The organism is Paraflavisolibacter caeni (genome assembly GCF_025628885.1).
GTDB classification, from domain to species: Bacteria; Bacteroidota; Bacteroidia; order Chitinophagales; family Chitinophagaceae; genus Flavisolibacter; species Flavisolibacter caeni.
In genome coordinates this window covers 63,378-79,475 of the sequence record NZ_JAOTIF010000005.1, presented here as the reverse complement: position 1 = coordinate 79,475, position 16,098 = coordinate 63,378, and the positions used below count along the sequence as shown (strand labels likewise).

Annotated in this window: 16 protein-coding genes and 1 pseudogene; 14 read left to right on the top strand and 3 right to left on the bottom strand. The window is 38.3% G+C overall.

What is annotated here, in order from left to right; genetic code table 11:
* The 4 genes from OCK74_RS09245 to OCK74_RS09225 all read left to right on the top strand — a co-directional run bounded on the left by OCK74_RS09245 (window position 1) and on the right by OCK74_RS09225 (window position 1,989).
* Window positions 1–315 carry a rhodanese-like domain-containing protein gene (locus OCK74_RS09245; RefSeq protein WP_279296741.1) on the top strand — a complete coding sequence of 105 codons (315 nt, stop codon included), beginning with the start codon at window positions 1–3 and terminating at the stop codon, window positions 313–315.
* Complete coding sequence (locus OCK74_RS09240; protein WP_279296740.1) at window positions 312–554, top strand: hypothetical protein; 243 nt, start codon at window positions 312–314, stop codon at window positions 552–554. Before OCK74_RS09245 ends, OCK74_RS09240 begins: the two co-directional genes overlap by 4 nt.
* Window positions 555–855: 301 nt before the next feature.
* A complete protein-coding gene (locus OCK74_RS09230) occupies window positions 856–1,407 on the top strand; it encodes a YeeE/YedE family protein (protein WP_279296739.1) in 552 nt (183 codons plus the stop codon).
* Window positions 1,408–1,449: 42 nt separating this feature from the next.
* On the top strand, window positions 1,450–1,989 hold the full coding sequence (locus OCK74_RS09225) for a DUF6691 family protein (protein ID WP_279296738.1): 540 nt from the start codon (window positions 1,450–1,452) through the stop codon (window positions 1,987–1,989).
* A gap of 207 nt (window positions 1,990–2,196) precedes the next feature.
* On the opposite strand, the gene OCK74_RS09220 is transcribed toward OCK74_RS09225, so the two are convergent.
* The gene (locus tag OCK74_RS09220; RefSeq protein WP_279296737.1) at window positions 2,197–2,643 is read right to left on the bottom strand and encodes a MamS/MamX family magnetosome protein; all 447 of its coding nucleotides are present in this window, start codon (window positions 2,641–2,643) and stop codon (window positions 2,197–2,199) included.
* Window positions 2,644–2,978: 335 nt separating this feature from the next.
* Here OCK74_RS09220 and OCK74_RS09215 point away from each other — a divergent pair.
* Window positions 2,979–3,170: pseudogene (locus tag OCK74_RS09215) on the top strand (TlpA family protein disulfide reductase); the annotation flags it as partial.
* A gap of 537 nt (window positions 3,171–3,707) precedes the next feature.
* Window positions 3,708–4,544 (top strand): universal stress protein, encoded by an 837-nt coding sequence (locus OCK74_RS09210; protein ID WP_279296736.1) that lies wholly within the window; start codon window positions 3,708–3,710, stop codon window positions 4,542–4,544.
* Window positions 4,545–4,620: 76 nt separating this feature from the next.
* Here OCK74_RS09210 and OCK74_RS09205 read toward each other — a convergent pair whose 3' ends face one another.
* Window positions 4,621–6,849, bottom strand: coding sequence for a bifunctional alpha,alpha-trehalose-phosphate synthase (UDP-forming)/trehalose-phosphatase (locus OCK74_RS09205; protein WP_279296735.1), 2,229 nt, complete (start codon window positions 6,847–6,849; stop codon window positions 4,621–4,623).
* A 223-nt stretch (window positions 6,850–7,072) separates the two neighbouring features.
* On the opposite strand from OCK74_RS09205, the gene OCK74_RS09200 reads away from it, so the two are divergent.
* From OCK74_RS09200 to OCK74_RS09175, 7 genes are all read left to right on the top strand, one after another.
* Complete coding sequence (locus OCK74_RS09200) at window positions 7,073–8,437, top strand: chloride channel protein (RefSeq protein WP_279296734.1); 1,365 nt, start codon at window positions 7,073–7,075, stop codon at window positions 8,435–8,437.
* 415 nt (window positions 8,438–8,852) lie between these two features.
* A complete protein-coding gene (locus tag OCK74_RS09195; protein WP_279296733.1) occupies window positions 8,853–10,502 on the top strand; it encodes a tetratricopeptide repeat protein in 1,650 nt (549 codons plus the stop codon).
* Window positions 10,503–10,633: 131 nt separating this feature from the next.
* Complete coding sequence (locus OCK74_RS09190; RefSeq protein WP_279296732.1) at window positions 10,634–11,821, top strand: FAD-dependent monooxygenase; 1,188 nt, start codon at window positions 10,634–10,636, stop codon at window positions 11,819–11,821.
* 27 nt (window positions 11,822–11,848) lie between these two features.
* Window positions 11,849–12,037: a hypothetical protein gene (locus OCK74_RS09185; protein WP_279296731.1), complete on the top strand. Its 189-nt coding sequence runs from the start codon at window positions 11,849–11,851 to the stop codon at window positions 12,035–12,037.
* An 18-nt stretch (window positions 12,038–12,055) separates the two neighbouring features.
* The gene (locus OCK74_RS27950; RefSeq protein WP_423803149.1) at window positions 12,056–12,157 is read left to right on the top strand and encodes a hypothetical protein; all 102 of its coding nucleotides are present in this window, start codon (window positions 12,056–12,058) and stop codon (window positions 12,155–12,157) included.
* 126 nt (window positions 12,158–12,283) lie between these two features.
* Window positions 12,284–12,496 carry a hypothetical protein gene (locus OCK74_RS09180; RefSeq protein ID WP_279296730.1) on the top strand — a complete coding sequence of 71 codons (213 nt, stop codon included), beginning with the start codon at window positions 12,284–12,286 and terminating at the stop codon, window positions 12,494–12,496.
* A gap of 86 nt (window positions 12,497–12,582) precedes the next feature.
* A complete protein-coding gene (locus OCK74_RS09175) occupies window positions 12,583–12,720 on the top strand; it encodes a hypothetical protein (protein ID WP_279296729.1) in 138 nt (45 codons plus the stop codon).
* A gap of 27 nt (window positions 12,721–12,747) precedes the next feature.
* Here the strand turns inward: OCK74_RS09175 and OCK74_RS09170 are convergent, their stop codons facing one another.
* A complete protein-coding gene (locus tag OCK74_RS09170; protein WP_279296728.1) occupies window positions 12,748–14,997 on the bottom strand; it encodes a bifunctional alpha,alpha-trehalose-phosphate synthase (UDP-forming)/trehalose-phosphatase in 2,250 nt (749 codons plus the stop codon).
* Window positions 14,998–15,255: 258 nt separating this feature from the next.
* Between OCK74_RS09170 and OCK74_RS09165 the strand changes: the two genes are divergently transcribed.
* Complete coding sequence (locus OCK74_RS09165; RefSeq protein WP_279296727.1) at window positions 15,256–16,071, top strand: universal stress protein; 816 nt, start codon at window positions 15,256–15,258, stop codon at window positions 16,069–16,071.
* The last annotated feature ends 27 nt before the right edge of the window (window positions 16,072–16,098 follow it).

Below are 16,098 nucleotides of genomic sequence, written 5' to 3'. Positions count from 1 at the left end.
ATGCTTCATTTCTTTAGAAATCTTTTCACAGGCAAAAACACAACCATTTTACAGCAGGCCTTGGCTAAAGGTGCTGTCATCATTGATGTACGCACACCCCGTGAATACAGTCAGGGGCATATTAAAGGTGCTCAAAACATTCCCCTGAACGAAATAAAGCTGAAATCAGATATCATTAAAAGATGGGGCAAACCAGTGATTACGGTTTGCCGGAGCGGCAGCCGCAGCTTGATGGCAAAAAATACGCTCACTTCAGCTGGTATCGAAGCCTATAATGGAGGAGCCTGGACTAATTTACAAATCTTAATAGGATGATGAAAAGTAGAATATTCAATAATTGGAATGTTGTACGCTGGGTGCGTCTGCTTTTTGGACTAGGGGCTGTTATTACAGGTTTGTGGCAGAAAGAATATCTGGCAACGATAGCAGGTACATTTCTGATGATTACTGCACTTGCAAACACCGGCTGTTGTGGCGCAAGTGGATGTGCCCCACGAATAAATAGAAAGAAAGAAAATCCTAAGGAAATTATCTATGAAGAAGTCGGCCCTTAAGGGGCGGGCTTATTGCCTGGTGGGTTTTCATTGGAATGTCGCTCAGTGATAATAGGTTCTTCTGGTGGATAGGATTTAATGCAGTTTTATTAATAGTACTGCAGCCTTACCTAATGCATCTTTCAAGAACCATCTGGCTTTCATTTTTCGTCAAATATGATCCGGCACACGCCTGCAATGTAACATTTGACAAAGCAGAGAATTAATATCTGAATAATTTCTAAAAATGAATAGTACCGTGACATGAATCACGAACACTATTCTCTTCAGTGGTCACCTTTGCATTCAAAATTGAAAAACAATGATTGAGCTGTTAAAACAACCATGGCCATGGTATGTCGCTGGAGCTTTTGTTGGCCTCACCGTACCGGCCTTATTGATATTAGGCAACAAACACTTTGGCATTTCCGCGAATCTTCGCCATGCCTGCGCAGCCTGCCTGCCTACAAACATCAAATTCTTTAAATACAACTGGAAAAAGGAAATGTGGAACTTCTTTTTCGTAGGTGGTATCCTGCTGGGTGCATTCCTGGCCACTCAATTCTTTTCAAGTCCTGATCCAATACAAGTAAACCAGACACTTGTAGAAGAACTGAAAGGCTATGGCATCAATGATTATAGTAAAATGATCCCAGCCCAGATTTTCAGCTTTGAAAACCTGTTTTCAATTAGGGGGCTTGTGCTTTTAGTTGGCGGCGGTTTCTTGGTAGGTTTTGGCTCCCGGTATGCTGGTGGATGCACCAGTGGCCATTCGATCATGGGTTTAAGCGATCTGCAAAAACCATCCCTCAGTTTTATGGTGGGCGGTTTTATCATGGCTAACCTGCTTCTGCCTTTCATCATGAAACTATAACTCAGGAACTATAACTTTCAAAATCATCAAAATACTATTATAATGATTGACACTTCTTATCAACATAAAACTCATCAACCCTTAGTAGTCGAACAACTAAATGATACTGACTACGAAGTACGTGCACAGGATACCATGTGTGTCAACGAGTCTCATTTACAGCACAAATGGTATCACAACATCAAATACGCAATCGTCGGAATCATCTTCGGTATCGTGTTTACTAAAGCTGAAGTGATCTCTTGGTTCCGCATTCAGGAAATGTTCCGGTTGCAAAGCTTCCACATGTATGGTGTGATCGGCACAGCTGTTGTGGTGGGTATGATATCAGTTTGGCTGATCAAACGATTTAACATCAAAACCATCTATGGCGAAAAAATCGAGTTCCATCCTAAGAAGTTTAACAAAGGGCAAATTATAGGTGGTTTGATCTTCGGCCTTGGTTGGGCTATGACTGGCGCCTGTCCTGGTCCTTTGTTTGCTCAAATCGGCACTGGTGCTCTGGTTGCATTAGTGGTTTTATTAAGTGCTGTTACAGGTACTTGGGTATATGGCTACTTCAGAGAAAGACTGCCGCACTAAAAACACTGTTGTGACTTATGGCAATTTTGTCCATCGCAACAGTATACCGAGGGGACTTATAAACATTGCTTTAATGTAGAGCTTTTTAAGGTGTCTTAAGAGTATTAAGAAAAATACTTTAAAATTTCAATGTCAAAGCGATTATAGTTTTCTAAATATAGCTACCGCCTAAACCTTTTGAAACTTTTCAAAAACATTTGAAAAGTTTCAGCGGGTAGATTTGCCTTTTCCTTTGCCTGCCCATAATGGAATTCCACTCTCATCCCTAAATGTAAACACTTTACCCTCTTTACTAATTTCCCTTGCAATAATAATTTGTTCTCCATTTAAAGGAACTTTAGAACCTTTAACTTCCACTTTATCATTGACAGTAAATTGGATAGATTGATTATCTAAATACCATTTAGGTCCTAAATGAACGGAAATTGTATCACTTCCAGTATTCACCAGCAAATGTATACCTGAAGACATGCCTTGTAAAGGAACAACCTGCTCAACTCCTACAACTTGGCCTTTTACTTCTGTAACAGTTTTTGTATCATAAATCCTGTTATAATTGGAATTCCTTCCCCACCCACCCTGGCGATTCTGAGCCAATGAAATTATTGGAGAGACAATCAGCAGGAATATAAATACTTTTAATATACTTTTCATATTCATAATAATATTTGATAAACAGTAAATATAATTTTGGCCCTTTGACCATAACAATGATTTGAGTTAGTTAATTTAATGATGGTTATCCTTGGGTTTCTTAAAATAATATTTGATAGTATTGGACGGATGAGATGTTTTTTGTATATAATGAAAACGCATAGGAAACTGCCTTAGTTTGTCCGGTTACATTCTTTGATATTCATGTGCTTGGCCTTTAATTGTTGGTCCCATCGAAGTGTTTCCTTAGATGTTGGGGGTAGTGATTCTGTTTCCCTGATCTTGATGCAAAACAGCTTTAATTAGCTGTTCAATCTTTCAGGTGCTGGGCAACCTGGTGCCCTCCACGCAGGGCAGAAATGCCTTCGCTGAATGGGCTGTACAACAAGTTCAAAGGAGATGACAGGTTTGTTTTTTTGTTTATAAATGAAGATGAAGAGATGGCAAAAGCAAAGTCCTATTTAGAAAAAGAGGGTTTCAACATTCCATTATCCAGCCGGGCAATGCTTTTTGGGCATTTTTTATAAAATCTAATCTCTTTCTAATCCTGAATTCATAAGCTACTAATAAATAAAGTGCTACTTGCATTGGTAAATGTTTTTATGTTGTTTGAATTCCACGGAGCTAAAGAATGCATTGAAGGCTTTGGATTTTTTTGATTGTAACATTGAAAGCTATACTTCGATTTATGCAAACGTTTTGTCCAATTCTGAAATTTATTCATACTCCGTGGTTTCAAAATATTTATACTATCAAAGCTTCATGAAACATTAAGTATATGATGAAAAGGAGCAACAGGTTATATTTAGTGTTGTTTGCTATTGTCAGTGCCTTGGTGCTCGTGATTTGTTTTTTGCTCAGCCAAAATATTTCTATCAAGCACCAAAACCGTAGGCTTCTCCTTCAGAACGATTCCCTTCAAGCATTAAATATTAACCTAGTAAAACGGGTAGATTCTATCTCCAAAAGTAATAGCCCGGCTGCCCAAAGAAGAATATTGACGTTTAGATAATACATTGAAGTTAAAAGTAAGAATCCATTACAGGGTGGTTATGCGAATCAAAATGAATACACATCAATTCAATAAAATATTAATTCCTATCGATCTTAGTGAAAGTTCTTTAAATGCTTTTGAAACTGCACTTTATTTAGCTGAGTGTCAAAAAGCGAGTGTTGAGATTATTTACGTTCAAGACAATACTTTTAGCTCGAATAATCCAAACTCTCTTTTTAATGATCGATTATTTAATAATTATGAAGATATTTTTAATGCCCTGGCTGATACCGCAAATAAAAAGCTGGGCAACAAACCGAAAATTATCATAGAGGAGGGGCTGGCAAGCGCAGCAATTGTTCATACCGCAATAAAAAACAATTGTGACTTGATTGTTATGGGCGTTCATGGGGCTTCAGGCTTCAGAGAACAATTTATTGGTACCAATGCTTATAATGTGGTCAAATATGCAGAATGCCCGGTGCTAACCATCCCAACTAAAAAGAAGTGTAAAGAATTTAAAAATGTTTTGTTTCCAATAAAACCTTTATATGGCACATTTAAAAACATTGACCAGGTTTTGGCATTAACGTCAGAAATGAATACAAACCTGCAAATGCTTTGCTTGTCTTCATATAAAAATGAAGATGAACAATTATTTTCAATTTTAATTGAAGAATTAAAAAGTAAACTGGTAGGCGAACGGATAAACATTTCAACACAGTTCAGTTCTGGAAATAATTTTGCAGATCATATCTTGACATGTGCCGATCAATTAGGAGTAGATTTGATTTTACTGACGTCATCTATTGATATCACGTATAAGCAACAATTTATTGGGCCGCACACACAAAGGATCATTCATCAGGCAAAAGTTCCAGTTTTAATCATGAAACGATCGTCTTAATTATCTAAACAAATCAGCCTCTCATAAAGCGCAATATCTTTTTATAGCGATCAGAAGACTTCTATAATTATTCCAATTAATGTTCAACAGGCAAATAGCTCATCGAATCCAAAAGTGCTAGTGCCATTTGATGCGTATATAAATTATAGCTGGCATAAGATGCTTCAGCACCAATTTTAATGGTATATGCATTTTTCCTTTTACTCAGCATCTTGAACATATCTTCATCTGTTCTGTCATCTCCCATAGCTAAAATAAAATCATATTCTTCATGCAAAACTTCCTTTTTCAGTGCCGATCCTTTATCAAACCCGCTAAGCCTGACTTCTACTATTTTATGACCCATTAATACCTGGACGCCCAAATTGTATGCATACTCATTCAAAGCTCCAATCAATTCTAATGCGCGCAGTCGGCCTTGTTCTGCATCAGCGTTACGATAATGCCAAACTATAGAAAATTCTTTCATTTCAATAAAAGTGTTGGCGCAACGTCTCTCATATACTTCCATGATCTCCTGCACCTGCTGTTTCCACTCATGATGTTGTGCGATCCGGTTTTTCCATGCACCATTCTTCAATTTCATTTTGGCGCCATGTTCAGCAATGATGTAGATGGGAAGTTTGCCCAGCCAGTTATCCAAGGTGTCACTATCTCTGCCACTAATGATATAAACATTATTCTGTTCATTTTCACATAATCTTTGCAGCAGTTCCATTAACCGAAAACTTGGCTTGGCTTCCTGTGGTTTAGGGGCAAATGCAACCAGCGTACCATCATAATCCAGTAAAATCAAACGCCTGTTGGAATTTCCGAATTCATCTAGCAAATTTCTTTTTGTCAGATCGTCCAGGAACTTTACCTGGAAAGCCCTTTGCTTTTCTTTAATTTGATGAAGCTGGTTAAAGAAATCCACAGCCCATGCCTGCACGTCATATTGCTTTAGCCTGTTGCGCATGGCTTCTAAACGCTGCATTTTTTCATCCTCAGGCATTTCCAGCCCCTCCAGAATTTTATCAGCTACCTCATCCACATCATTAGGGTTTATAGTCAAGGCAGAGGTTAATTCTCGTGCTGCCCCAGCCATTTCACTCAGTACCAATACGCCTTTTTTATCTTTTCTGCTGGCAACAAATTCCTTTGCTACCAGGTTCATCCCATCGCGTAAAGGAGTGATCAAAGCCAGATCACAAGCAGTATATAAGCCAACCATTTCTTCAAAGCTTACTGAATTGTACTGGTAAATGATGGGTTGCCAGTGAATATTTCCCATAGTGCTGTTCATCTTACCGATCATCTCATCAAAGATTTTTTTACGTTCTGTATATTTGGATATACCCTCTCTGGAAGGAACAATCACTAAAATAAACACTACTTTTTCCTTGAATTGAGGATTCCGTTGCAAGAACAATTCATACGCTCTTAACCGATTGGAAACACCCTTCGTATAGTCTAATCTGTCAACAGAAAAAATTATTTTCTTATGGCTAAATTTCTCTTGGATTAAAGTTCTGGTTTGTACAACCTGTTCATGATCATAGCCATTATTAAAATGATCAAAATCAATGCTAATCGGAAAAACATCTACTTTAATGAGGCGGTTTTCATGCTCTATAACATGCATGTCGTGTTCAAGACCCAAAATCATTCGAACACATTGAAGAAAATGAGCCGTATAGTCAATCGTATGAAATCCAACCAGGTCTGCACCCAACATTCCGTACAACAATTCCTCCTGCCATTTTCTGGGCAATAATCGAAAAATTTCATAAGAGGGAAAGGGTATATGAAGGAAAAAACCTATTGTCAATTCTGGTAATGCGGTACGAAGCATCTGTGCCAATGGAAGTAGGTGGTAATCATGGATCCATATAACATCGCCCGGTCTGGCATATTTAATCAATGCTTTAGCAAAGGCTGCGTTCGCTTGAACGTAACAATGGTAGTTTTCCGTATTGTATTCTGTAAAGGATGGAAAATAGTGAAATAAAGGCCATATAGTAGAATTTGAAAAGCCATTGTAGTATTGATCATAAGTTTTGGAACTGGTAAATACTGGCAGGTAGGTGTATTTAGAACGTGGCAGTTTTTTGGCTGCTTCTGTCCATGCGGCAGGATTGCAACAAGGCATACCCACCCAAAAGGTTTCAGAAAACTCATTGGCATTCGCTTTTGAATTCTTAAGGTAATTGTTAATAGCAGTGATCAATCCACCTGCCGAAGGGATCACCGTAAGTTCATTTCCCTCTTTTTGAATGGTCATCGGCAAACGGTTGGATATAATAAAGAGTCTTCTTGATTTCATAATATAGCATTAAGTGGTTTGGCTAATCCATATGGCAGCTTCGGCCAACTGGCATGAATGTAATATGGCTCTCAAAAAGTAGAGCTACATTAAACTAAGATTAGAATTTCATTATAATTAGTATTGAAACAAACAAAGGATGGTTGTTTGATAACTGATTTATAAATTGAAGCAACACTGATGCTTGATTCATCGTTTACTTTGCAGCTTAGAAGTAGGATAAATGAAAAAAATAAAACATAGAATTCAACATATTATAGAAGTTTTTTCCTCTATCAGCTGGAAAGTAAATTTTTTGCAAGCGCTACCCTTTTGGGTAGCGTCTATTTTAACAGGATTGATAGCCGTTGGGTATGCAGCGCTCTTTAGTTCAGCAGAACACTTTGCACAAATGATCTTTCACTCACATAAATGGGTAATATTTATTCTTACGCCGTTATGCTTTTTTGTTGCATGGTATGTAGTTCAAAAATTTGGTCCCAATGCCAGAGGTAGTGGTATCCCCCAAGTGATGGCAGCTATAGAATTAGCGAATCCTAAGTATAATCATAAAATCGATCATTTACTTAGCCTCCGGATCATCATCACAAAGATTGTTTCCAGTTTGGTCATGGTTATCGGTGGCGCAGCCATTGGAAGAGAAGGTCCGACCATACAGATAGCAGGATCTGTTTTTCGCATCATCAATAAATGGATACCCGAAAGTTGGCCTAAACTTTCCAGGCAGAGTTATATTTTGACAGGCGCTGCTGCAGGATTAGCCGCAGCTTTCAATACGCCTCTTGGTGGGCTTGTGTTTGCAGTTGAAGAACTGGCCCGCATTCACATCCGCTTTTTTCGCACTGCCCTTTTTTCTGCAGTTATCATTGCCGGTTTAACAGCTCAAGGTCTGCTTGGGCCCTATTTATACCTGGGCTTTCCTTTTGTAGGCAACCTTCGTTTTACAATATTCTTGAGTGTTGCCCTCACAGCAATTCTTGCGGGTATTGGTGGCAGTTTGATGTCAAAATTGATTTTGAAGATATTGAGTTGGAGAAATACATTTAAAACGACAGCTAAGACGATAGGGTTTATTATTTTTTCTGGGTTGACAATTGCGCTTATCGCTTATTTTTTAAATGATAAAGTGCTGGGTTCAGGAAAGGATATAATGACTACAGTCTTATTCACAGAAAATAAACATGAAGAATGGCATACCGTACTATTGCGTATTGTAGGCCCTTCTATTTCATTTGGCACAGGAGCAGCAGGCGGTATTTTTGCGCCCGCTCTTGCAGCAGGTGCCAGTATTGGTGCTTTCATAGCCAGTTTGTTTGAGTTTTTAGGCTCAAACGCCAATGTATTGATTTTAAGTGGCATGGTTGGCTTTCTTACAGGCGTTACCCGTACACCATTTACATCTGCTATATTGGTTTTGGAAATGACCGACCGGCATAGTGTTATCTTTCACCTGATGTTGGCTGCTTTGCTTTCAAACATAGCTTCACTTTTAATTGACAAACATTCCTTTTATGATCATTTAAAGAAAGGGTATTTGATGGAATCCAAGGATGAAAAAGAAATAGCACCTGTTGATAAAACGGAATGAAGGTGAAAATACAACTTGTTTCTTTTTTGATATTTGCTTTCCTGTACTTTATAATACTTCTTGGATTTATAAGATTCAATTAATCATAAAAGCTATACACACCTGGTTCAAGTATAATGCCATTTTAGTAGCTTAATTACGAAGAGTTGCACATATTAGATTTGTTACCCGACTGAAGACAATAATTCTCTTTTACCTCTACGTTTTTGAAATTATCCGATTTTTTATCAACAGCTACGGCAGAGGCTTCAAAGATCTTCTTCGCAAATAAAATTCTTATTTCTAATGGTTTGTTTTTCTAATCTGGATTTAATCTTCAATTAATCCTTTCTTAATTGCAATATCATATATTGGTATCTGTCAAGTCGGCTTTAAAATCAATTCAGGGATTAAATGCCAATTAAATTCTGATGATATGAAAAATTTTTACCTACTTCAAAAGCTGCTTTTTGTTTTTGCCTGTTTTATATCGCTCAGTTTTACCTATACTCCAGATATCGATGAAGCTAAGCAATTCATTTATTATGAGCGTTATGCCAGTGCTGCTCATGTTTTACACCATATATTGAAAAATGATGCCTCTAATGCCGAAGCCTGGTATTTACTAACAAAAACTTACTTGTTGCAAAATAAAACCGATAAAATTAAAGATAGCTTATTATTGGCTCCTTTAGCTAAAAGGAATGATCCTTACTACCAGGTAGCTTATGGGTATTTGCAGTTGCAACAAAATAAAAAGGACAGTGCGCATTTTTATTTTGGTGAGGCTTTAAATCAAACTAAAGAAAAGGACGCTGCTATTTTAAGTGCAGTGGCTCAAGCCCATATTGATGCTCCAATTGGTGATGCTCATTACGCTATCGAGTTGTTAAACAAAGCAGCTAAAAGAGAAAAGAGGAGCGCGGCAATCTATACCCTTATAGGTAATGCATACCGTAAACTCAATAATGGAACGGATGCATATAAGGCATATCAACAAGCATTGGCTTATGATCAAAATAATGCAGCGGCCTTATATCAATTGGGGAATATCTTTCTGACACAGAAAAATTCAGAAATGTATCTAAAGTTCTTTCGTAAAGCTTTAGCTGTCGATCCCAACTTTGCGCCCGCCTATTATAGTCTATATACTCATTATTATACGCTGAGCCCGGAAAAGGCTATGGGTTATTTTAACCAGTATGTAGCCAAGAGCGATGTTCATGAAAGGAACGAATATCAGTATACAGACCTGTTGTATTTGACTAAACGATATGGTAAAGCGATTGCTAAAGCTCAAGAATTGCTAAAAAAGGATACCGCAGAAGTAAGATTGCATAAGTTAATTGCCTATAGTCAATTAGGATTGAAAGACACGGCCGCAGCAATGATCCATATGAGGCGATATTTCTCTGAATCATCGGATAGTAGTAGGGTCATCAAAGATTTTGAAACAATGGGCCTGCTTTATGCTTCTATACCTGGAAAGGAAGACTCTGCAGCTCTAAATTACCAAAAGGCGGTAAACTTACAGACAGATTCAACTGTTCTGTTCAACTATTATAAAAAATTGGCTCAAATCTACAAAAAAAGAGAAGACTATTCTAATCAGGCATTATGGCTGGGTAAATACTATGCAAACAATGAAAAAGCAACCAACATTGATTTGTTTAATTGGGGTATTGCACATTATATGGCACATGAATGGTCCAAAGCTGATTCTGTGTTTGGGGTGTACATTGAAAAATTCCCAGAACAAACATTCGGCTATTACTGGCGTGCACGCAGCAATGCAGCATTGGATAGCGCCTTGGAGAAAGGGACTGCTATCCCTCACTATCTTAAATTAGTAAAGGTGGCTGAAAAAGATCCGGATCGCGGAAATAATAAAAAATGGTTGATTGAAGCGTATGGTTATCTGGCTACTTATGAAGCCAATATAGAAAAGGATTACCAAGCGGCCATTGAATACTTCAAAAACCTTTTGGCGCTTGATCCGGAAAATAGAGATGCCGAAAAGTATATTGCTATACTTGAAAAAAATATCTCGAGAAGTTCTGATACAAGCAAGAATAATAAAGATTGATCAATAATTCCAAACTATGGATTCGTAGTTAATGAAAATATGACAATTCACGATCTTGTTAATTCAGGAGGTCAGAACGCTTTATCTTATGAACATGAATTGGCTATACCCATGGTATCGGGTGAAGGTTTATGGAACCAAAGAATAAAAATATTCTTATCTCTGGGGCTGGTATTGCAGGCCTTACCGCTGCCTATTGGATGAAGCAATATGGCTTTCAACCGATTGTCGTGGAAAAGGCACCAAAGCTGCGAGAAGGGGGGTATATGATAGACTTTTGGGGGGAAGGATTTGAGGTCGCAGAAAAAATGAACATCATTGCAGCCTTAAAGGAAAAACATTATGACATTCCGGAAATCACTTTTGTCAATAATAAGGGCAAACGGGTGGGAGGCTTCAATATTCAAAAGTTAAGAGCATTGATTCAATACAGGCACTTGAATATGTTAAGGGGTGAATTGGCAAAAGTGCTTTACCACTATGTTCAAAATGAAATTGGATTTATTTTCGGTAATTCCATTACAGCCATTGAGCAATCTACCAATGAGGTTGCTGTAACATTTAAAGACGGCCAACAACGGAATTTTGATTTAGTAATAGGCGCCGATGGATTGCATTCCGCGGTACGCCGGTTAGTTTTTGGAGCTGAAATGCAGTACATAAAGCATTTAGGCTATTATGTTTCCTCCTTCACAATAGATAACTATACAGGTAATCCCCACATATTTCAGAGTATAACGGTAAGAGGTAAATGGGCCGGCATTTACAGCATGGCTAAAAATAGACTGGCTACATTTTTTATTTACAAAAGCAACAATACAGGTGATCAGCATCGCAATATCGAGGTACAACAAGATAGGTTGAGGGAAACATTCAAAAATGTAGGCTGGCAATGTCCTGTGCTGTTACAAAAAATGCCTGCTGCTGGTGACTTTTATTTTGATGAAGTAAGTCAGATTGTTATGCCTGAATGGGCAAAGGGCCGGGTAGCACTTGTTGGCGATGCTAGTCAATGCGTATCGCTCATCGCAGGAAAAGGCGCAGCTTTGGCTATGGCTGGTGCTTATATTCTTGCAGGAGAATTGAAGAAATCCGCTGGAGATTATGTTTCTGCCTTTCATTGTTATCAAAAGAAAATAAAGCCGGAAGCGGAAAGAATGCAAAAGTTAGGGAGGGACTATGCTCCTTCCTTTGTTCCAGATACGGCCTTCGGCATCTGGAAGCGCAACACCTTTACAAACCTAATGTTCCTACCACTTGTTTCCAAGTGGTTTATCAAACAGTTTTTATCAGAGAGGTTGAAACTGGAAGAATATTAAAAAACTCTTGATTGTAAATCACCCACCATGTATCAACAAAAGACGCTTGTAGAACTGCATTATACACTTGAACATCTTTTTAAGACCAATGTGGAACGACTTCTTGAGCAGAGAATCAAAATGGTAACTAGAAAGGATATTGCTGGCGCAGATGAATTTCATATCAGAGGTGCAGCGGTCTCCTTTGAACTTGCTAGTCAGATTAGCTTACAATAGAATGATCAAATTCTAGATGTGGGCTGTGGGATAGGAGGGCCCTGCAGAATGCTGGCTAGTGAGTTTGGATGTCAAGTGACCGGGACTGACCTTACGGCACAGCGCCACAGTCCGGTATAAAAGATGAGTAGGGATATATTTCAAGAATGGAATGAAAGATGCAGGCATTAATATTGAATTAATAGAAAGGAAGATGTTACTTGAGTAAAGTAAGTAATCAATTACTTCCCTTTAAAATAATGCATTATGAAATCATTTGAAGTTCTTCGCTTAAAAGAAAAAGAAACGCTCCTTAAATATCCTGCGTACATATCGTTGCTTGCTGCCAACAGAGATGGCAAGTTGGATGAAGAAGAAAAAAGTCGGCCATCAGGTTTTCTCATATCAAGTTCAATTCATGCAATCCACTACTTTTCGATTTTTATAAGGATGCGGATAGGACTTTTGCAAAGAACATAGAGCAACTAGATCATGAGTTGCCAAAAGAGAGACATCAGAGGGAAGCAGCTATCAAAAGTGAACTCGAAAACCTTGAAGAAATTTTAATGAAGCTTGGAAAGGAGTATGCATCAGCCATGCGTCGCAGTATGCAATCATTCAAGGACCATGTATCAAAAGCACATCACAATGTATTGGTGGACTTTATTTTTCCTATACCAATAAAAGGCATTTCATATAACTAGTGCTTAGCGAAACTATTTGATTTTATGCTAAAGTTTATCAGCTAATTGCTCCACAGGTATATAACTTAAGGCTTCAAGTAAGGATTGTACCATTTGAGGGTTTTGTAAATTATATTGAGCATAGGAAGCTTCTGATCCAATTTTAATAGTGTAAGCTTGTTTTAGATTGCTCAACACTTTGAACATATCTTCATCCGTTTTATCATCGCCCATTGCTAGGATAAAGTCATATTTTTCATTCAAAATCTTCTTTTTCAGGATAATTCCTTTATCAAAACCACTCATTCTCATCTCTATATTCTTATTACCCATCACTACAACAGCGCCCAGATCACTGGCATATTCATTGAGTTCAGCAAACAGCTCCAGTGCTCTAAGCTTAGCTTGCTCAGGATTTGCCTTGCGATAATGCCAGACAATAGAAAATTCTTTTATCTCTATAAAAGTATTGGCACATCGCCTTACATACACTTCCATGATGCTCCTCACTTGTTGCTTCCACGTTTGGTCCTCAACAGATAACTGATTTTTCCACTTGCCATTCTTTAGCTTTATTTTTGCTCCATGTTCAGCAATGATGTTAAGGGGCAGTGCGCCCAGCCAATTTTCCAAAGTTGTACTGTCTCTACCACTTAAAATGAAAATATTATTCTGCTCATTAGCAGAAAGTCTTTCCAGCAGCTCTAGTAATCGCCTGCCAGGCCTTGCTTCCATGATGGAAGGCGCAAAAGATACAAGGGTACCATCATAATCAACCAGGATCAGTCGCTTGGCTGCTTTCCTGAAATCATTTAATAAATTCTTTTTGGTGAGTTCATCTATGAACTTGATCTGGAATTCCTGTTGCTTTACTTTAATAGCATTGAGCTGATTCAAAAAATCTGCAGCCCAGGTAAGCACATCATAGTCTGCTATCCTTTTACGCATTGGCTCCAAACGTTTACTTTGCTCACCAGACGGCATTTCCATAGCTTGCAGAATTTTATCAGATACTTCCTTTTCGTCATTTGGGTTAATGATCAATGCAGTGGTAAGTTCCCTTGCAGCCCCCGCCATTTCACTCAGTACCAGCACCCCTTGTTGGTCTTTTCTGCTGGCGACAAACTCTTTGGCCACCAGGTTCATACCATCGCGTAGAGGAGTGATCAGGGCAATGTCGCATGAAGTATACAAGGCTACCATTTCTTCAAAATTCAAAGAATTATACTGGTAAATGACCGGCTGCCAATGAATCGTTCCAATTTTACTGTTGATATTACTGATCATCTCGTCGATCATTTTCTTTCTCTCGGCATACTTTGTTATATATTCCCTGGAGGGAACTACAACCAATATGAAAACTACTTTTTCCCGGTATTCAGGGTTGTTTTGCAAAAACAATTCATAGGCTTTCAAACGGTTGGATACACCCTTTGTATAATCAAGCCTGTCAACAGAAAAGATGATTCTCTGCTGCTTGAATTTATCCTGCAATCCGGCTCTTTGAACAGAAACTTTTGCATCGTCGAAAGCGTTATCAAAGAGCGTGAAATCAATGCTGATAGGGAAAACATCCGCTTTGATCAATCGGTTTTCATGCTGGATGATATGCATGTTGTGCTCCAGGCCTAATACCATTTGGATGCATTGAAGAAAATGAGTGGCATAATCCATGGTATGAAATCCTATGAGGTCGGCCCCCAGCATACCATACAGCAATTCTTCACGCCAACTCCTGGGGAGCAACCGTACAATTTCGTAAGATGGGAACGGGATATGGAGGAAAAAACCAATAGTCAGTTCCGGCATTGCCTGCCGCAGCAACCGGGCCAATGGAAGTAGGTGGTAGTCGTGAATCCACACAACGTCATTAGGACGCAGGTGCCTGATCATCGTATCCGCAAAGGCTTCATTAGCCTGGATATAATAATTGTAATGCTCGGTGTTATATTCTGCAAAAGAAGGAAAGTAGTGAAAAAGAGGCCAGAGGGTTGAGTTGGAAAAGCCATTGTAATAGCACTCATATGCCTTTGCATTGTAGAACACTGGCAGGTAAGTGAATTTTGATTCATGAATCCCTTGTGCTGCTTCCGACCAAACAGCGGGTCTGCAACAAGGCATGCCTACCCAGAAAGTTTCTGAAAAATTATTGTGTTTGTTTTCTGAAGTACCTGCAAGATAACTTTTCATTGCGCTCACCAGGCCTCCTGAAGAAGGTTGCACCTTGAACTTTTGATCATCAGTTATTATGGTAATGGGTAGGCGGTTAGAAACGATAAACAATCTGCTGGTATTCATATGGAGCACTTTAAAGGGGTTATCGAGATCTATTATTTCGATCTAACATTCAAAATACAACTATATTATTAGGATAGCCTTAAATCAGGGTTAGACTTTGATTAAAATACTATTCAAAGTACTTATCCTAAGATCTAATGCTTTTTTAATATAATTTTAAGCTCATGCTAACTAATGTGTCATAAATTAAACACATTCTATAGTCAACCTAAACAATTCTGCCTGTCATTTTATTCCTCATGTAAAAAAGCAGGTGTTATGAAAAAAATTTTGATTATCATTAACGGGTTTCAGCTCTTTCATAATGATTTGAATTATGCTATTCACTTAGCCAAAACAGAAAAGGCTGTTTTGCATGGATTATTTGTTCATAATCTGAAACTCCAGGAAGTGGAGGGGTATGCTTTCCCAAGCGACATAAATCTCACCGATACAAATTTTAGTATTGAGTCAGAAAGGGAAGAATTGGTAAAACTTCAAAGTGCTCAGGTTAAATTATTTGAAGACATTTGTTCATCCGGCGGAGTTAGTTTTAAGTCTCAATTAATCCATGAAAATTTTCTGGATGCACTTATCTATAATAGTGCATTTGCTGATCTGGTGATCATTAATGCTGAAGTAGATACCACTTATTATTCCTTAAATAGCCTGCTTACAAATCTGTATTGCCCGGTTTTGCTTTTATCAAAGGAAGTCGGAATTTTTGATAAAATAATTATTGCTTATGATGGGCATTCTTCCAGTATCCATGCTATGAGGCAGTTTGCCTATCTATTTACTTCCTGGCACCATCTGCCTGTTTACTTGGTCTCCGTCCTGCCTCAAAATATTAGGGAAATAGAATATAAAGAACAGGTTCAGGAATGGCTCAGCCTGCAATTCCCTGATGCCCATATTAATGTTTTAAAAGGCGATGTCAAAGAAGAATTGCCGCTTTTTATCAGTTTGAACCAGGATGCAATAGTGGTCATGGGGGCATTTGGGCGCAGTTCTTTATCTCGCTTTTTTAAAGAAAGCCTGGCAAATGTAGTTCTGGCTAAAGCAAAAACAGCTTTATTCATTACACACACATGAGTCAGTAAGTGTTGGGTTCAAAAAAAG